Source organism: Paraburkholderia sp. SSBN10T (assembly GCF_056619545.1).
In genome coordinates, this window is record NZ_JBWQQI010000001.1 from 79058 (window position 1) to 96839 (window position 17782).

At 64.6% G+C, this 17782-nt stretch carries 19 protein-coding genes; 4 read left to right on the forward strand and 15 right to left on the reverse strand.

The window, feature by feature from the left end:
* Window positions 1-12: 12 nt before the first annotated feature.
* Window positions 13-2106, reverse strand: coding sequence for a 2Fe-2S iron-sulfur cluster-binding protein (locus AC1ECK_RS00335; RefSeq protein WP_480314762.1), 2094 nt, complete (start codon window positions 2104-2106; stop codon window positions 13-15).
* A 45-nt stretch (window positions 2107-2151) separates the two neighbouring features.
* Complete coding sequence (locus AC1ECK_RS00340) at window positions 2152-2799, reverse strand: glutathione S-transferase family protein (RefSeq protein ID WP_480314764.1); 648 nt, start codon at window positions 2797-2799, stop codon at window positions 2152-2154.
* A gap of 116 nt (window positions 2800-2915) precedes the next feature.
* Between AC1ECK_RS00340 and AC1ECK_RS00345 the strand changes: the two genes are divergently transcribed.
* The gene (locus AC1ECK_RS00345) at window positions 2916-3827 is read left to right on the forward strand and encodes a LysR family transcriptional regulator (protein WP_480314766.1); all 912 of its coding nucleotides are present in this window, start codon (window positions 2916-2918) and stop codon (window positions 3825-3827) included.
* Between the two features lie 85 nt (window positions 3828-3912).
* Here AC1ECK_RS00345 and AC1ECK_RS00350 read toward each other — a convergent pair whose 3' ends face one another.
* The 9 genes from AC1ECK_RS00350 to AC1ECK_RS00390 all read right to left on the reverse strand — a co-directional run bounded on the left by AC1ECK_RS00350 (window position 3913) and on the right by AC1ECK_RS00390 (window position 10650).
* Entirely contained in the window at window positions 3913-4530 is a 618-nt protein-coding gene (locus tag AC1ECK_RS00350) for a hypothetical protein (protein WP_480314768.1), read from the reverse strand.
* Between the two features lie 63 nt (window positions 4531-4593).
* Window positions 4594-5211, reverse strand: coding sequence for a cupredoxin domain-containing protein (locus AC1ECK_RS00355; protein WP_480314770.1), 618 nt, complete (start codon window positions 5209-5211; stop codon window positions 4594-4596).
* Window positions 5212-5340: 129 nt separating this feature from the next.
* On the reverse strand, window positions 5341-5982 hold the full coding sequence (locus tag AC1ECK_RS00360) for a hypothetical protein (protein ID WP_480314772.1): 642 nt from the start codon (window positions 5980-5982) through the stop codon (window positions 5341-5343).
* Complete coding sequence (locus tag AC1ECK_RS00365) at window positions 5979-6518, reverse strand: hypothetical protein (RefSeq protein ID WP_480314774.1); 540 nt, start codon at window positions 6516-6518, stop codon at window positions 5979-5981. Before AC1ECK_RS00365 ends, AC1ECK_RS00360 begins: the two co-directional genes overlap by 4 nt.
* An 86-nt stretch (window positions 6519-6604) precedes the next feature.
* A complete protein-coding gene (locus AC1ECK_RS00370) occupies window positions 6605-7708 on the reverse strand; it encodes an extracellular catalytic domain type 2 short-chain-length polyhydroxyalkanoate depolymerase (protein WP_480314776.1) in 1104 nt (367 codons plus the stop codon).
* Between the two features lie 199 nt (window positions 7709-7907).
* Window positions 7908-8426 (reverse strand): hypothetical protein, encoded by a 519-nt coding sequence (locus AC1ECK_RS00375; RefSeq protein ID WP_480314778.1) that lies wholly within the window; start codon window positions 8424-8426, stop codon window positions 7908-7910.
* A 120-nt stretch (window positions 8427-8546) separates the two neighbouring features.
* A complete protein-coding gene (locus AC1ECK_RS00380; RefSeq protein ID WP_480314779.1) occupies window positions 8547-8993 on the reverse strand; it encodes a lysozyme in 447 nt (148 codons plus the stop codon).
* Window positions 8986-9474 carry a DUF2589 domain-containing protein gene (locus tag AC1ECK_RS00385; protein ID WP_480315546.1) on the reverse strand — a complete coding sequence of 163 codons (489 nt, stop codon included), beginning with the start codon at window positions 9472-9474 and terminating at the stop codon, window positions 8986-8988. Before AC1ECK_RS00385 ends, AC1ECK_RS00380 begins: the two co-directional genes overlap by 8 nt.
* 471 nt (window positions 9475-9945) lie before the next feature.
* Window positions 9946-10650 (reverse strand): DUF2589 domain-containing protein, encoded by a 705-nt coding sequence (locus AC1ECK_RS00390; protein WP_480314781.1) that lies wholly within the window; start codon window positions 10648-10650, stop codon window positions 9946-9948.
* Window positions 10651-10906: 256 nt separating this feature from the next.
* On the opposite strand from AC1ECK_RS00390, the gene AC1ECK_RS00395 reads away from it, so the two are divergent.
* A complete protein-coding gene (locus AC1ECK_RS00395) occupies window positions 10907-11590 on the forward strand; it encodes a helix-turn-helix transcriptional regulator (protein ID WP_480314783.1) in 684 nt (227 codons plus the stop codon).
* A 66-nt stretch (window positions 11591-11656) separates the two neighbouring features.
* On the opposite strand, the gene AC1ECK_RS00400 is transcribed toward AC1ECK_RS00395, so the two are convergent.
* Entirely contained in the window at window positions 11657-12460 is an 804-nt protein-coding gene (locus AC1ECK_RS00400; protein ID WP_480314785.1) for a bestrophin-like domain, read from the reverse strand.
* A 4-nt stretch (window positions 12461-12464) separates the two neighbouring features.
* A complete protein-coding gene (locus AC1ECK_RS00405) occupies window positions 12465-13517 on the reverse strand; it encodes a hypothetical protein (RefSeq protein ID WP_480314787.1) in 1053 nt (350 codons plus the stop codon).
* Between the two features lie 419 nt (window positions 13518-13936).
* Between AC1ECK_RS00405 and AC1ECK_RS00410 the strand changes: the two genes are divergently transcribed.
* Window positions 13937-14278 (forward strand): DHCW motif cupin fold protein, encoded by a 342-nt coding sequence (locus tag AC1ECK_RS00410; RefSeq protein ID WP_480314789.1) that lies wholly within the window; start codon window positions 13937-13939, stop codon window positions 14276-14278.
* Window positions 14279-14303: 25 nt separating this feature from the next.
* Here the strand turns inward: AC1ECK_RS00410 and AC1ECK_RS00415 are convergent, their stop codons facing one another.
* Window positions 14304-15035 carry a response regulator gene (locus tag AC1ECK_RS00415; protein WP_480314791.1) on the reverse strand — a complete coding sequence of 244 codons (732 nt, stop codon included), beginning with the start codon at window positions 15033-15035 and terminating at the stop codon, window positions 14304-14306.
* Entirely contained in the window at window positions 15028-16644 is a 1617-nt protein-coding gene (locus tag AC1ECK_RS00420; protein WP_480314793.1) for an ATP-binding protein, read from the reverse strand. The genes AC1ECK_RS00415 and AC1ECK_RS00420 overlap by 8 nt, the downstream gene beginning before the upstream one ends.
* Window positions 16645-16954: 310 nt before the next feature.
* Between AC1ECK_RS00420 and AC1ECK_RS00425 the strand changes: the two genes are divergently transcribed.
* Complete coding sequence (locus AC1ECK_RS00425; RefSeq protein WP_480314795.1) at window positions 16955-17761, forward strand: winged helix-turn-helix domain-containing protein; 807 nt, start codon at window positions 16955-16957, stop codon at window positions 17759-17761.
* The last annotated feature ends 21 nt before the right edge of the window (window positions 17762-17782 follow it).

Genomic DNA, 17782 nt, shown 5'->3' on the forward strand with positions numbered 1-17782 from the left:
GCGCCCCAGTTGTTACAGATCCAGAATCACCGTCGATTCTTCGCCGGTTTCTGTCTTCGCGGGTATCGCACTGCAAATCAGCGCATGGCCCGGTTCGATTTGTGCCTCGCATGGTACCGGGTACGCGACCTCACCGGCGAGTAGCCGCGTCGAGCATGTCCCGCATGCTCCTGATCGGCAGTTCGACTCCACCGTCACGCCATTTGCCTCGGCAAGTTCGAGCAAACTGCCAGCCTCGTGCGACCACTTCGCTTCACGTCCGCTACGCATAAATACAATTTTCGACGACTGCGCGGCGTTTTGGGCCGGAGTTGGCGCTTCTGCGCGTGTTCCGTTGGCGATGCTTTCGCTGCGTTTGACGCTGGCCGGTCCAAACGCTTCGAAGCGAATCCGCTCGTCAGCAACGTTGAGCGCCCGCAGGCCGTTGTAGATATCCTGCATGAACGCGCCTGGACCGCAGAGATAAAAATCGTAGTCGCCGAATGGCAGCACGCGTTTGAGAAACGCGATGTCCACGCGTCCCACCGGGCGCGCGGCGAGTGAATCTTCCGCATCCGTGGCAGGACGGCTATCCCGCAGATGTACCGAAACATTGGGGTGCGCCTCTGCCGCTGCCATGAGTTGAGCAGCGAACGGGTGCTCGTTGGCGTTGCGCGCGCCGTGCACGAAGTGGATGTGTTCGGGCTGGGTTTGCCCGCCCGTGTCCGCGAGCAATGTATTGAGCATCGCCATCATCGGCGTGATGCCGATCCCCGCGGACAGCAGCACAACCGGGCGTCGGCTGGCGCGATCCAGCTTGAAAGCGCCTGCGGGCGCCTTTGCTTCGATGACGTCCCCTTGTTGGATATGCTCGTGCAGCCATGCGGAGGCCACACCTTCGCGCTTGACGGTGATGCGGTAGTGCCGGCCATGATCCGCATCCGAGAGCGTGTAGGTGCGCATGAGCGGCGTGGCGAGTCCAGGCACGTGCAGGCGGATCGGCAGAAACTGGCCCGGCTCGAAGCGGGCAAGCGGCGAGCCATCAGCGGACTCCAGATAGAACGAGCGCGCCGACGGCGTCTCCTCGCGCGCCTCGACCACTTTCAGCTTGCGCCAGCCGCTTGCCGCCAAAGCCGCTGCTGCCTGCGTTGCCCAGGTACCCGTTTTCTCGAGTTGCGGCGCATATTGCACTTCCGACCAGCGAAACGGCAACGCGCCTGGCGTGCGCCGAACTTCGCGGATGTGAAAGCGCATGAGCCGCTCTGCACCCGCAAACGATTCGAGTTCCGAACCTTCCCAGATGATCTCGGCATCCACCGCGAGATACAGCAGATCGCCGCTTGCGAAGTCGATCACCAGCAAGCCCGCCCGCGGATCCTCCAGCAGATTGCCGATCGTATTGAAGAACTGATTGCCGCTGAAATCCGGTGTGGTCAGCGTGCGCTCGTCGTCCACACGAATGAAGCCGGGCTTGCCGCCGCGATGCGAGACATCGGCGCCGCGTCCAAAACCCGCGTCGTCGGATGCGTTGGCGCTGGCGATAAAGAACGTGTCGGCACGGGCGAGCAGGGCGCGGTCGGCCGGGCTGAGCGCCGGCGATGGGACCGGCGCGATGCGCGGCTCATCGGCAATGGAAGCGACGAAGGTAGGCGCACGGCTCTGGATGTACTTCGCGCAGTTGCCGAAGCTTTGGCTCACGCTCAACGTGAGCGTCTCGCCGTCCAGCGCCGTGATGACCCCGTTGACCCGGTTGCGCCGACGCGTGGCCGGCTGAATCCCCAGTCCGCCGATCAACGCGCCGACGTGCCATGCCGCAGCCAGCGGATCGCCGGCCGGCGCGCGCCCGGCAATGCGCACGGTGCGCTCATCGGGTGTCGAGACGAATCCAGGCGCGCCGACGCGCAACGAGGCCCACGGTTGACCGCTTGCGTCGAGGCCGCCCAGCACCATGAACGGCTGCTCCGCAAAGAACCGGCGATGCTGCTCGGGCATGTAGTCACGGATGCCCCGGTGGGCGTCGGCATTCATCCGCTCGCGCACGCCCGCACGCTCCTGCGCTGCGAGTTCGCCCGCATGAAACGGCGATTCACTGGCGCGCCAGCCAGGCGCAGGAGCGGGCATTGACATGATCGACTCTCTGGGTGGACGTAGAGTGCGATGCGCGTGACGAGGCTATTGGGCCTCAGCGAGCAGACCGACCTTGGTCGTGGGCAGCGGCACGAAGCGCGGCAGCGCTTCCACGCGCTTGAGCCACGCACGGATATGCGGATACGGTTCGAGCGAAATGCCGCCTTCGGGGGCATGCGCGATATACGAATGAGCGGCGATATCGGCGATGGTCGGCGTAGCGCCGATCGCGAACGGCTTGCTGCTTAACTCGGCGTCGAGCACCTTGAAGAGGTTGACGGCAATCTTTTGCGCCGTCTCCAGGTTGTGCGGCGCGCCGAACGCGGTCACCAGACGCGCAGCGCACGGCCCGTAGGCGATCTTGCCGGCAGCGAGCGAGAGCCAGCGTTGCACGGCAGCGGCGCCGAGCGGATCCTGCGGCAACCAGGAGGGATCGGCATATTTGCGCGCGAGGTACACGAGGATCGCATTCGAATCGCTCATGACGATCTCGCCGTCTTCGATCACGGGCACTTCGCCGAACGGATTGAGCGCGAGGTGGGCAGGCTTGCGGTTGTCGCCGGCCTTCATGTTCAGCTCGATGACCGTGAACGGCAGGTCGAGCATGGTCAGGAACAGCTTGACGCGATGACCATGGCCCGACAGCGGGGTGGTATGCAGCCGGATCGGTTGGGCAGGCTTGGTAGAGGACATCGGGCGCTCCTTGAAGCAAAGTGGCAATGGACAAGTGATGCCAGCTTATTCTCCGCGGACTGGCCTGAGAAGATGGATAATCGTGGTTACTCTTTCCTCTTAAAGTGGACAATCGAATGGCTAGTGCGAGCGATGTGAATCTCAACCGGCTGGCGGTCTTTGTCGCGGTGATCGAGGCGGGTTCGTTGACGGCGGCGGCAGAGCGGCTCGGCATCGCCAAGACCATGGTCAGCACGCATATGCAGCGGCTCGAGGCGGAAGTGGGGGCGAGCCTGCTGGTGCGTACGACACGGCGGGTCAGCGTCACCGAGGCGGGCAGAGCGTTCTACGAAGCCAGCCGGCAAATCCTCAGTATTGCTGATGAAGCGCTGCAGGTAGTGGAAGAAGGCGGCGGTACGTTGCGCGGTACGCTGCGGGTGGCGACGCCGGTGGATTACGGCGCGATGGTGGTTGCGCCGGCGCTGGTGGCGCTGCGACAGGCGCATCCGGAGCTGTGTATCGAACTGGTGTCGAATGACCGGGTGGTGAATCTGCTGGCCGAGGGCGTGGATGTGGCGATCCGGGTGGGGCGGCTGGCCGATTCGAGCCATCGGGCCGTGAAGATCAGCAGCTTCGTGCGCTGGGTGGTCGCGAGTCCGGAGTTTGTGGCCGCCTGGGGGCGACCGGCGACGCCTGCGGCGCTGGCTGGGATGCCGTTTGTGGGGATGGCGGTGTTGCCGAAGCCATTGACGATGTCGCTTGAGAATTCGCGCGGCAGGAAACTGACGGTGCGGTTTGCGCCTGGGTTTCTGGCGGATACGGCGCCGGCTTGCCGCGCGGCGACGCTGGCGGGTGGCGGGGTGGCGTGCCTGACGAATTTCTCGGTCAGCGAAGATGTTGCAGCGGGACGCCTGATCCGCCTGCTGCCCGATTGGGCTTCGCCGCCTGGGGGGATTCATGCGCTGTTTCCGGCGGCACGGTATCCGTCGGCGAAAGTCAGGGCGTTTGTGGATGCGTTGCGCGCGCATGTGGAAGTGGCGCTAGCTTGAAAGGGGCTTGCCGGCCGGCGCACGGCAACGGGCAAGGCCGACCCGCGAACCGCCGGGCCGCCCCTGCGACGGCGCCGAGCGTGGTTTAACCCATCACCACGTTCGTGAGCTTGAACTGATACGACACGGCGCTCGTGCCGCCACCGCCGCCCGTCATGACGATGTCCGCGCGTGCGATGCCGAGCAGCGACAGCTCCGTATTGATATCGGAGAGCACGGCCGAGTTCATGACCGCGCCTTGCTCGATCTGCGACGCGGTGCCGATCCACAGTGTCGGCTTGAATTCGAACACCGCTTTCTGTCCCGGCACGATGCCGGTCTTGTGCGCGAGCAGGCGGTTGTCCTTGAACACCGACGCGGTGATTGCGCCGGTGCGCAAGTCGTTACGCAACTGGATCTCGCGCGAGTTCGACGAAGCGCCGGCCAGCGCCAGCACATTGCCCGAGGCGACGCGCGATACGTTGAACATCTGACCGTTCTGCGCGAGCTTCTGCGGCATGTAGTTGCCGTCGGCGTCGCTGGCGGTGACGCTGGTGCGCATCGGAAACACGAACGGATGGTTGTCGCCGCGTCCGCAGTTGCTGATGACCTTCCATGCGATCGCCAGTTCGTCGAAATCGGTGGAGACGTTCTTCTGGAAGATCACGATCTGGCTGTTGTTGACGTCGTTCGACAGATTGATGAAGTTGAGCTTGATGTCCATGACAAAGCCTTTCTGATAGGTAGAGGAGCGGCGGCGGCCAGGCTGCCGCCGCCGGCGTGCGGCTTACGCCATCACGACGCGTTCCATCCGGAACGTGAACGGCAGTGAGCGGGGGCCAGGTCCGCCGCCCGTCATCACGATGTCGGCGCTGGCAATACCCAGCAGCGACAGCTCCGCGTTGATGTCGGAGATCACCGCCGAATTCAGCAGCGCGCCCTGCTCGATTTGCGACGCAACGCCGATCCACAGCGTCGGCTTGAACTGGAACACGGCCTTCTGGCCCGGGGCGATCGAGGTCTTCGTCGCGAGCGGCGTGCCGTCCTTGTAGATGGTGGCGTTCGCCGCGCCGCTCGCGAGATCGTTGCGCACCTGCACCTCGGAGCTGTTGCCCGGCTCCGTGGCGAGCGTGAGCACGTCGCCCGAGGTCGAACGCACGACCTGAAACACCTGGCCGTTGGCCGCGGTCTGCTGCGGCATGTAGTTGCCGTAGCTGTCGCTCGCGCTGACCGTCATCGTCATCGGAAACTTGAACGGGTGGTTGTCGCCCTGGCCGCAGTTGCGAATCACTTTCCACGCGATCGCCAGTTCGTCGAAATCGGTTGCGACGTTTTTCTGGAAGATCACGATGCTCGAGTTGTTCGCATCGTTGGAACGGTTGATGAAATTCAGCTGGATGTCCACTTGCTTGCTCCTTGAGTTGAGAAAACGGCAATCGGTTTGCCGCGTACCTTGCCACCGGCCTGTTCTCGCGAACAGGTCGTCGAACCAAACCGGAAGGGAAGGCCCGCGTTGCGCGGGCGGCGCCATACGCTAGAGGTGCAGCACGTTTTCGAGCGCGAAGCTGAACGGCTGCGCCTGCGTGCCGCTGCCGCCGCCTGTCATCACGATCTCCGCCGCGGCGATGCCGGCAAGCTGCAGCAACGTGCTGTCGCTCGACATCACCGCCGAACTCAGCGCGCGGCTCTCCTGCACCTGCGAGGCGACGGCGATCCAAAGCGCCGGAGTGAAGCGGAATTCCGCTTTCTGCCCAGGCGCGACAGCCTGCTTGGCGGCGAGCAGCTTGCCCGAGCTGAACGCATTGACGTTGACGGCGCCGCGCGGCAGGCGGTTGACGACCTGGATATCGGCGCCGCTACCCGTGCCGTCCGCGCCGCTGGCCCCGGTCGCGTCGGGCACGAGCCGGCCGCGCCCGGTCGGATGGGCGTGAATGACGAAGCGCTCGCCCGGCTGCGCGGCGACCCGCGGCGAGAAGTTGCCGTGGTCGTCGCCTAGTGCGATTTCGAGTGCGGTCGAAAATACGAATGGGTGAATACAGTCGCGTCCGCAGTAGCGGATGACTTTCCATGCGATCGCAAGCTCGTCGAGATCCGGCACTACGTTGCGCTGGAACAGCACGACTTCGCTGTTGCCGCAATCGTTCGAGCGGTTGATGAAGCTCAACTGGATGTTCACGACGCGCGCTCCGTATCGTCAGTCAGATTGGTGTCGGCCCATTGCGCGAGGGCGGGAGCCACGCCGCCTGCCAGTGCCGCGATATGCAGCGCATGCGCGCGGCTTTGCGCCTGCACGTCGCCGGAAAATTTGCCGAACGCCATGGCGAGGTCCGCTGCGCCGCGCGTGTGGGACAGGTCGTCGAGGTACTGCGCGGCGGCGTCGGCAATTGCGCCGGTGTGCTGCATGTGCCCCTGCGCGAGACGGGTGGCAAGATCGGCATTCAGCGTGGCGAGCTGCTTGACTGCCACAGCGGTGTCCTTCAACGCCAGCCGGTCGCGCTGTTCGCGCCAGCTTTCGTCAAGTGCCGACTGGCAAACGGTGGCGTAGCGCTGGCCGGCTTGTAACGCGGTGCGTGCGAAGGCTCGCCATGCGCCGATATCGGTGACGGCGCCCGGCAAGCCCGCCGGGTTGGCCGACTTCGTCACGACTTTGCCGAGAAGTTCGAAGGCGGCGAGATTGGCGGTTTCCCATTGCGCAATTAACGAGGAAAGCATGGTGAGTCCTTAAGGTGGTTGGCGAGTTCGAGATGAACGGGTGCGGGGCGCATATGCCGGTTTTGGCGGTGGCTCGACGGTCGCGCTTATGGCCGTGCTTCGCCGAGACGCTGGATCATCTTCATCACCGCAGCCATCTGCGGCGCCTCGCGGGTATAGAAATCGGGGTGTTCCGGATCGGCGCTCGTGTAGCCCCAGAAGTCCCAGCAGCCGAGCGGGTTGACGGCCGATTTGCTGCCGACCTGCGGATAGATCACGATGAGGCGATTGGTATCGGCGATCTCGTTGTAGCCGGCGCCGCGCACGAAGCGTTCGCCGACCGTATCCACGTTCTGCGCGCAGCCGTGGAACACCACATGCACCGCGCACGATTTGTGTTCGCACTCGGCCGGCACGTAGACATAGCCGGTGTCGGCGAGCGAGGCGCGCCCGCTGGGATCGAACACGTGCTGATCGAAGGCGAGCAGCTTGCCGCTCGCCTGCGCGGTGGGCGGATTGAGCGGCGCGGCGGGTTTCGCGTAGATCCAGCGCACGATTTCGTGCGACTGTTCGAAGCCGCAGTTATTGATGAACGGGCTCTTGTTCGCGTCGCACGCCGAGTCTTCGGGACGATTGGTGATCAGTGCATGGCCCGCATCGGCATTGCGCTGATACTCGATGTTGGCGCGTGGCACCTGGGCCAGCTCGTAAAATTGCTCGGCCTGATCGACCACGCGCGTCGCTACGATCGTATCTTTCGCACCGCTGAACAGATAGATGCGCTGATCGCGCAAACCCTCGGTGCTGTCGATCAGGCCGGCTTGCGCATAATGGCGTGCGTCGCGCCATGCACCGGCCGCGGCGGGCGCGTCGCCGAGTGGCTGCATGCACAAGGTGACTGCGGCGACCGCGGGGGTGACGAATTCCGATTCGCCCGCGCAGTGGAAGGCTCCACCCGCGACGATGCCGGCGCCGACCAGTTGCGTCGAATAGGCGACATCGAATTGCGCGGCCATGAACGCACCCGACGACAATCCCGATACGGACGTGCGCTGCAGATCGGCGCCGTAGGCAGGCAGCGGCGGGCTGACGGCAGCGTGAGCGGAACTGACTGCCGCGAGCGCGAATGCGAGTCCTGCAACGCATGCGCGCAAGCGCCGCCGGGCCGGGAGTGGAGGGGTCAATCCGTTGAACTGCGGGGCTGCGTTCATGCCTTTGCTCCTGTCGTCGTGTTAGGTATCGGTTTGCTCTGCCAGGTGATTCGTGCTGTGTTGTGCTGCACTTGCAGCGTACGTTTGCAACGGGACCAGTTGAATAGGGCGGAAGGCCGGGTCGAAGGCATGGGACCGATGGCCTGGGCGAGACGGCCTGGCACGGGCCAGGGTGCGATGGAGCGGGTCATCGCACCCGCTATTGCGTGCTGCCGCCCGTGCAGTACGTCACGGGAATCGACACCCGGTGGTCGGTGGTCGTGACCTCGAGCGGCTGATTGCCGGCGGTGTAGCGCAAGCGGAGCACGCCGCGCGGCCCGTAGCCGCTGTCGATGTCGGCGGCGAAATCCTCGCCGTCGACGATGTGTGCAAGGCTCTGGCCGCTTAGCATCGCTGGACGGCGTTGTGGGTCGTCCCAGTTGGCGTTGTCCGCGGACACATAAAAGCCTGGCCACACGCCGTTTGCATAGAGGCTTCCTAACGTTTGCGCGAGCCGCGCCGCGCAGCGTTCGCACAACGCCGGCAGCCGTGCAGTTTGCAGCGTGCTGCTGATGCCGGCGACTTCGGCGCTGCAGGTTGGCGCGGCAGTTTGGGGATCCGGTGCGGCAAGCGCCGAGGTCGTCGCGACACTGACAACGGCTGCGAGGAAGATGGCGCGAACCGGCCGGGTGGGCGTGCACAGGCAACGGCTGCGGCGGCCGTAACGTGACGGAATCATGAGAAGGCTCCTAAAGGAAGGATGGCTAAAAAAGAGTTGCCAAGAGGCTGGTGGCTACTAAATGGCCCTTGAGTGGCCGCGAGGTGGCCACTCCGGGGTGACAGGAACGCCAGGCAACAGCTACGAGAGAAACAGCTTGCGTTCGGCCTGGCGGCGGCGTGTGAGGCCCGCGAGCGGCTTGCCGCCGGCCTTGTTCCAGACCAGAAACTGGTCGGCGGCGCGCGCGGTCGCACCGGCGTTCAGGTAGCGCAGTAAGGTCGACGAGCGCAATCGCCCCGCGCCGAGGTTGAAGACAAAGGCCATCAGCGCGTCGAATTGCTGCTGTGTGACCGGCACGCGTAACAGCTTGCGCAGCGCTAGCTCGGCGCTGCGCAGATCCTTCCTGAGCAGCGCTTCGGCTTCGCTCGCGGTAAGCGGACGGGTGAAGCGCTCGTGCGGCAGGATCAGATGACCGTAGCCGATGGTCGGCTTGCCGACCGCGTCGAGGTAGCGGGTCAGACGCAGGCCCTCGAAGTGCTTGATCAGATCGATGCCTTGTGCACCGGTGCATTCGGGTTGGTCAGGCATGGGAATTCTCCTCGTCGCCGTGCCGTGCGCGCGGCAGCAGACGATTCGTGTATTCGTCGATCACGCGCATGATCGCTTCGGGCGGAGCGAGCGCCGCGAAGTGCATTTCGATGTCGATGTGCTGGCTGTCGCGCGTCGCAGCGCTGCCGTCAGTGCCGGTCCTTGCCGACGGCGGGGCGAGCGTCACGTAGAAGCGGCCGCGCTGGTCGCCGCCCGCGAAGCCGCCTGCGGGCAATGCTTCGGTGAAGTCCGCCCGCACCGTCAGATGCACCACCATCCGCTCGAGCGCGAGCCCGCGCGGCGTGGCGAGCGCGACCAGCGGCACCGGCATCGTGTGCTGGGCGTCGAGCGCAACCTCGACCTCGCGCGGCGACAACAGGCCGTCCTCGTCCTGATCGAAGAACTGATCGAGCACAGTGGTGTACTGCTGCGCGAGCAACTGGTTGGCCGCGGCCGCCGCGTGCTGCATGCCGCGGGTGATCTCGTCGAGCGCGAGGCCGCGCGGAGGGGGGCGGTCAGCGCTGGAAGGCGGCGAAGCGGGAGGAGGTGAACCAGGCGGTGAGCCAGGCGGCGAACCAGGAGGCGAACCAGGAGGCGAGTCAAAAGGCGGTGTGGCGGAAGGAGAAGCAGGAGGCGGCGCGACGGAAGGTGGCGACGCAGAGGCCGCAGCAGACGGCTGGCCGAACCCAGAGGAGCCCGAAGGAGCCGAGCGCATCGCGTCCGGCGAGTCATCCTGTGGCGAACCATCTGCACCCCGTGGGTTGGTTTTGCCGCTGGCGCTCGCCGGCTGAGCTGTGCCCGCCGTGCTCGCTGGGTCCGCGCCGCGCACATCGTCTGTGGCGTGCTCGCCTGTTACGCCGGGCGGCACGCCGGCCGCCGTTGCCTCGCGCGAGGCGCGACGCCGCTTGAAGAAGCTGAACATGATGAGGTCCGCTCTCGCTCGCCGGCGCGCTTAGTGCGCCACGGCCTGTTGCTCGCCGCCTGCCTGCGTCCCGCCCGCTTGCGGCGCACCGTCTGCTGCCGCCTGGCCGACCAGCTTGCCGTCGGTGGGCGTTGCGGGCAGCGGCTTGACGTCTTTCGACTTGTCCTCGGTGACGACGGGCTTGGTCGCGGCCTCGGTCAGAAAATCGATGACCCGCATCAGCGCTTCCGGCGGCGACTGCCGCTTGATCTGCGTGTGGATCGAGTACTTGGCGCGCGTGTCCGTGCTGCGCGTCTGCTCCGACTTGTGCGACACCCGTCCCGAGATGCTGACGCTGACCGGTCCCCAGCCGAGCTTGGCCTGCACCTCGCCGCCCGCCTCGGTCGACGACGCGTCTTTCTCCGATTGCGTGATCTCCATCTCGAAGTCGATCGTGCCTTCTTCGATCGCGATGATCGGATGCACGATCGCGGCAAGCAGCGGAATGCGCATGGTCTTTTGCACCACGCCTTTGGACACGCCGCTTTCGTCGACCAGGGTTTCGTCGTAGTCGAATTGCACGGCTACCGCCTTGCCGTTTTGAATACAAACCTGCATCAAAAAGTCGGCATAACTTTTTGCCGCCTGGGTTTGCGCGCTAATCATTGCTTTCAACGGCCCTGCAATCATTTGATCCATCGGCAAAGCGTTAATGACCGAGCCGATAAAATTGGCATCCATAAAAACCCCCTTCATGTGGCGACAACGAGAATTCGCTGTCTTTATTCAAGTTACATAAACAATGATCGGCAGGGGATAGGCCGTCAGTCATGCACGACAGCCCATGAAAATGACACGGAAATTCTTCATGAAAGACATGCGCGTCCGAATTAGAACGTTTGTCACGGATCGACGGGCCTAGTGCGCCCTTTTTAAAACAGAGGTAAAAGCGAGCCGAAGGGACGCGAATAATCTCAATCCGAGCGTTCCGTTACCGAGGGAAACAGCGCAAATGAACGTCCTGATGATCGATAGTCCGCCGCTTTTCGTAGCCGGGGTCGCCGATGTGCTATGGAAACGCGACAATAATTGGCATGTCTGGGCCGCCCAACATCCCGAGGATATTTACCGGCTGCGCGACAGCCTGCCCCCGGGAACCCTTGCAGCGGTGACGATCGAGTGGGATGACCATGCGGCCCAGGTGGGGTGGCCGAAGGTGCTGCGGGACGCGCTCGGCGCCGTGCCGTGGCTGTTCGTGGTCCGTACGGTGGGCCGCCAGGCGATTGCGGATGCGCTGCTGGCGGGGGCGGCGGGCATCGTCGAGCGGCACGCGAGCGCCGACGAATTCGCCGACGCGCTCGGCCGGGTTGCCGCGGGAGCGATCTATGTGCCGGCCAGCTACGGCGTCGGCGCGCAGGCCGAGCGCTCGCATGTGCATGCCGGCGACGAGCGCTCGTTTGAGCGCCTGACGCCGCGGCAGCGCGAAGTCTTACGGCTGCTGGCCGAAGGCAAGTCGAACAAGCAGATCTGCCGGGTGCTGAACGTCGCCGAAGGGACGATCAAGAATCACCTGTATGCGCTGTTTCGCCAGATCGGCGTCAGCAACCGCACCGAGGCCGCGCTATGGCTGGCCCGGCACGTAGCGGCGGACGCCTCGCGTGCGCCGAGCGCGCCGTTGTTCGACGTGCACGGATAACACAGTGGGCAGGCGGGGGGCGGAGGCCCGCCACCCGCACACGTCGTCCGGCAGCCGGGGACCGGCTCAGGTGGGCGGGCTCGCGCGCCCGGGGTCTTCGGCAATCAGCGTGGCGAGCGCCCGTTGCATCGGCTCGGAGCCCACGCTGACTTCGCCGGCAAACGGCCGGTCGACGGCCAGCACGAAGAAAAACGCGAGCCCGAGCGTGATGGCCCAGATCGACACGAGCACCACGTTAAAACGCGTACCGGGTAACGCGTATAGCAGCACCAGCGACATGCCGCTCGCGATCAGCATGACCCCCCACAAGGTAACCGGCATCGCGGAATCGAGATCTTGCAGGCGCCTCTGGCGGTACTTCACCATCTCGTTCACGCGCGTCAGTACCTCGGCGAGCAGCACGTGCTCGCGATCGTCGGAAGGCTCGATCTGGTTCACCGCCGCGAACATGTTGTCGAACGCCGCTTCGGTGCCTGCGTCCGCGCTGGCGTGCTGCTGCATCAACGGCCATTCGTCGCGCACGACGCGCTGCAGATAGATGCCCAGATCGTGGCGCGCCACATAGGCACGCTCCGCATGGAACGACGCCAGGTCGTGCGAGAGTTCCGTGGCGCAGGCGGCTTCGGCCGCGACGTTGTCGGAGGCGGCCTGGTACGAACCCCAGACCGAGATCGCCGAAAACGCGACGAGCAGCGAATTGATCGTCGTCACGGCCGACATCATGGCGATCGTCATGCCGCGTTGTTCGGCGTCGAGCCGCACCGGAAAGAAGCAGCGGAACAGCGCGTAGCCGGTGAGCGCAACGGCGAGCGTGGCCGCGACGATCAGCGCCCCCATCTCGGCGGACGGCAGGTTGTAGAGAAACAGCATGGCGTTACTCCTCGGCGTTTTGAAAGTTCTGTAATCCGCCGGCCGGTGCAGAGGCGCTATCGGCGGCGAGCATCGCGCGGGTGAAGTCGGCCAGACGCCGCCGAGCCACCTCCCCGGAGGCGGACGTATCGAGCGATTGCTGCAGATCGAGCAGGCTCGCGGCCAGTTCGCTCTGCCACTGGGTGCGTTCGTGTGCGGCACGTGAGCGCTGCGTTTGCAGGGCGGCGTCGGCGTCGTTCGCGCGGTCGCCGCGCACCAGCGTTTCCAGCGTGTCGACGAGCCGCTGCAGCAAGCGATGCACAGCGGTCGCCGAGAACCCCCCGAGCATGGCCAGTGCCGGTTTGCCGAAACTGTGCATGCTGCCTTGATCGAACAGGCGCGCGGGCAGCATCTCCACGAGGATCAGTCCGGCGATCAGGCCGAGAATCAGGCGTGCGCCGTATGAGGCGTCGTATTTCGGGTCGTAGGTCGACGCGGCGATATAGCGGTGTGCCTGGAACAAGGTGGCGAACGACGCGCCAAGTCCCGCGCAGAACAGCAGAAACAGCACGTTCCACAAGAGCCGCGTGCCGTTCGACTGGAGGAAGCCTCGATCGATGTTTTCGCTCGATACGTCAGGTGACAGGCCAATGACAATCACCGCAATCAGAAAGCCGAGCGCCGCGACGGTGAGCAGCCTGATTAGCGGGACGGGGCCCAGCCAGCCGAGAGCGCGGCGGTCGCGATGCTGCGCGTCGAGCAAGGTGACCGCTTGCGGTGTGGCGGGTGCGATGGCCGTCGACAGCTTGCGATGAATGGCGGCGAGCGCATAGGCGTGCTCACGCGTCGAATCCTGTGCCGTGGCTGGGACGCTCTGGGGTGCCTTGCCGAGCAGGGCGCTTAGCTGCGCGATGAGCTCCGGTGCGACCGGCAGCCCGTGATGCAGCGCATAGCGCGCCATCGCTTCGCATTCGTCGCGCAACTGCACGGCGAGCGTACTTGCAGCGGGGCTGGTCGGCGGGGTGGGACGTGCGAGACTGCGCAGCCGCAACAGGTCTATGAAACGGTGCGCGCTCATGTTGCCGGCCGAAGACGTTGGGTTGTGCCGTGGCAAATCGAAGCAATGCCGATGCCGCGAATCAGCTTCGTCATGGTGTGCTCCAGTGGGGTGCGTAAGGGACAGGAAGGCGCTTTTGTGCGCTTCGAACCGTGTTTCCGGCAGTGCGAAGCGGCGCTGTTACTTTGCTTCGTCCGGATTGCGCTCACAATCCGGCAGAAGTCACGGACGGCGCCAGGCAGGAGTACCCGTGAAGGGTGTTCCGCGCGGGCAAACAGGTGAACCAGGCCGCCACGCTCACACCGGTTATGCTGGATGCATTAGTCTGGACTGCTTGAGCTTGATCGAACGTGAGCAGGAAGTTATGGTCATGCTTGCGCCGTCGACACCAATAGCCACGCACCAAACCGGCACGCGACAAAAGGATAGGAAAGAGCAAGATGAAAATGGATGCTTTCGCGTTTGGCACGACCAACTGGGCCGACGTCGAACCAACTGAGCACAAAGGCGAAACCGGCGTGGCCTACTGGCGCACGCAGTTTTTTGGTGATGAGCAGAATCGAATCCGGGTTCGTATGGTCGAATACACTCCCGGTTACCTTGCGGACCATTGGTGCAAAAAAGGACATGTCCTTTTCTGCATGGAAGGCGAGTTGGAAACGACTCTCGAAGACGGACGCAAGTTCGTCCTGACCGCCGGGATGAGCTACCAGGTTGGCGACAACGCAGAGGCACACCAGTCCTGCACGAGGACGGGTGCGCGACTGTTCATCGTCGATTGAGCCGGTAAGCGTCAGCCGCGGCGCTTCAGTCCTCCTCGCTCCCGGTTTCCAGATCGAGGTCGAGCCGATAACCGACCCCATAGATCGAGCGGATCATGTCCTGCCCCGGCCGGACCGTTTGCAGCTTGCGGCGCAGGTTCTTGATATGGGTATCGACGGTGCGGTCGGTCACGACGCGGTGATCGTCGTAGAGCTGCCGCAGCAGGTGATCGCGCCGGTAGATCCGGCCCGGGGTCGATTGCAGCAATGCCAGCAATCTCAGTTCGATCGGCGTGAGCTGTAGATCCGTGTCGTCGAGGCGCGCGACGTGCCGCTCGACATCCAGTTGCAGTGGCGGCCTGGGCGCCGGGTCCGGCTGCGGCGCCGTCGCCGGCAGTTGTCCGGCGCGCCGCATGATCGCCTTGACGCGTGCGACCACTTCGCGCGGACTGAATGGCTTGCAGACGTAGTCGTCCGCGCCGAGTTCGAGGCCGAGCAGACGATCGATCTCATCGACACGCGCGGTCAGGATGATCACGGGCACCGCCGAGAAAGTGCGCAACTCGCGGCATATTTCGAGTCCGCTGCGTCCCGGCAGCATCAGGTCGAGGAGAATCAGCGACGGGGGCTGCGCCCGCACCGACGGAATGACCTGCAGGCCGTCAGCGAGGGTCGTGGTGTTGTAACCCTCGGCCCGAAGATAGTCGGTCAGCAGCGCGGCGAGCTTCGGCTCGTCCTCGACGATCAGGATCCGGACGGTGGGGAACGTATCAGTCATGGTGAGAGGGTTGGAGCGGAAAACGCAGCTTGATCCAAAGACCGCCGAGCGGCGAGCGCGCGGCTTCTATGGTTCCTTTGTGGGCTTCGGCGATATGCCGGCACAACGCGAGCCCCAGGCCCGCGCCGCCGCTTTGCCGGCTGCGTGAGACGTCCACGCGGAACAGGCGCTCGAACAGGTGAGGCAATAACGGCTCGGGTACGCCCGGGTAAGTATCCTGCACGTCTATATGCAACTGCTGGTCGTGCATCGAGGCGCTGACAAGTACCTTGCCACCGGGATCGGTATAGCGTAGAGCGTTTTCCAGCAGGTTTTTCAGCAGTTGCGTGAGCCGGTGCGGGTCGCCCACGATGATCGCCGGCTGGTCGGCGATCTCCGTTTCGAGCGCAATCTGCCTTGTATTGAGGCGTTCCTCGAAGGCGTCGGTGGCGGCCCTGACAATGCCTGCGGCATCCACCGGCACCTTTTCGAACGACAACGCGCCGATATCGGCGAGCGACAGCTCATACAGGTCGTCGATCAACTGGCTGAGCATCGCTACCTCACTCTGCAGCGACGAGAGCGACGCGCGGTCGAGATGGCGCACGCCGTCCTCGATCGCCTCGAGTTCGCCGCGCAGCACCGCCAGCGGTGTGCGCAATTCGTGCGAGATATCGGCGATGAAGTTCCGGCGCGAGCGCTCCGCCTGTTCCAACGAGTCGGCCAGCAGGTTGAAGTCCTGCGCCAGCCGGTTGAATTCGTCGCCACTGCCTTCCGGCACCCGGGTCGCGTAGTCGCCGCCGGCGAGGCGGTGGGTTGCGTCGACGAGGCGCCGGATCGGCGCGAGGAAAATGCGTGCCAACACCATCGCCACACCTGCGGCCAGCAATGCGGCCAATGCAACGATGATCCACGTCGCCCGTAACTGCCGGACCTGGAAACGGCGGTCGGCCGCATAGAAGAGGTTATCGGGGGAAGCCACGACAAGCCAGCCGACCACCTGGCCCGCGACCTTCAACGGTTCAAACTGCGAATCGGGTGGCGGTAAAGGCCCATTGCCCGCAATGCGATGTTTTTGCGCGTCGAACAGCGTGCAGGGCGGAACCCACCCGTGGCCGCGCGGTCCTTGATCGCTCCAGCGCGCCGCCGTCGCGGGCTGCGAGGCCGCACCGGGTCCGCGCTCCTCGGGCGGGTTGCCGGCGGCATCGGGCGGGGGCCCGCCAAACGGCGGCCCTGCCGGCCCATCCTGGCCGCCTGCGCCGCCTGTCTGATCGGGGGGCGGCCCGGGCGGGGCGCCTGGCGGGGGCGTGTCGCTGCCCGGGCCGCCCGGACCCTCGAGACGAGTTCCCGGGTCCTGCGGGTTCGCCTCCGACGCGCCGAGGTGCGCGTTTTCGATGAACCCCGCCCATGCGTTGCGGTTGTCGCGCAGGAAATTCCAGTTGCCGTGTTGCGCATAAGCGCCTTCCAGGGCCTTCGTCAGGCGGGTGACACTGCTCGTGTTCCGCTCGCCCAGGTAGTGAAAAAAGCCGTTTTCGAAGCTCACGCGCATGGCCGCACCCATGGCGATCGCGATGGCGATGCATGAGGTGGAGATAGCCAGAAACAGCTTGGACGTGATGCCTAATTTCATGTGGATTCTCTGCCGCCGCTCCTTCGCGCGGCCGCTGGCTCAGGGTGAGCGCCGGTCTCCGCCGCAGCGGATGCACTCGTCGGAAGCGGCGTATGGTGCCTGATTTTCGCGTTGGCGTGCAGTGGCGCCTCCCCGTGCCCTGCGTTCTTCACAGTTTCTCCTCGATTTCCCCATTCTGCGTGCGCATTTCATCCTTACTATCGGTTCCGGTAGCTCCAGTAGACCGCCTTTGATGCAAGGCTCGACTGCGGGGGCGAAGCGGGGTCAAACCGGATTATTCTTCACCGCAGTCTAGAGGTATTCGAACGTCATGAACACGCGACTTCTTGTTATTGAACCAGACCAGGCGGTACGCGACGAACTGCGCACCCATTTTCACCGTGATCAGATCGAGATGTCGGTGCTGTATAACGCGACCGCGCTGGTTCGCCGGGTCGAGCTGGAGTTGCCGTCTGCCATCGTGATGCGCGCCGAATTCCCGCTGTCCGAATCCCATGCGGCCCTCCAGCGTCTGCGCGCTGCCGGCTATGACGTGCCGGTGATCATGATCAGCAAGTCCGCTGACGTGATCGACAAGATCATTGCCTTCGAACTTGGCGCCGACGATTACCTGGTCGAGCCATTCGATGCGCGCGAACTGACGGCGCGCATCCGCAATGCGTTGCGCCACCGCTCCTCGGCTGTCTATGCCGCGCCTGAAATCCGCGATCGCTATGCGTTCGGCGACTGGCAGATCGATTTCGCCACCCGCCGCCTGATCAAGGACGGGGAGGACGTCGGTCTGCGGTCGAGCGAATTTGCGCTGCTCAAGATGTTCGCGGCCAATCCGATGAAGATCATGTCGCGTACCAGCATCATTGCCTTGCTTGGCAAGCACGACACCGGCCAGACGGAGCGCGGGCTCGACGTTCTGGTGTTTCGCCTGCGTTCGGTGATCGAAGCCGATGCCGCGAAGCCGAAATACATTCAAACCTTGCGCGGGCGCGGCTATATTTTTGTGCCCTCCGGCGAGGTAGGCGAGACCGGCGCCGCGCGCGACACGCGCTCCAGCCACGTCAAGCCGCAGCGCACGCCGGTCGCCACCGACCGTGGGCAATTCCACGCAGCGTGGGCATAACATTAGCTATGCCAGGCAATT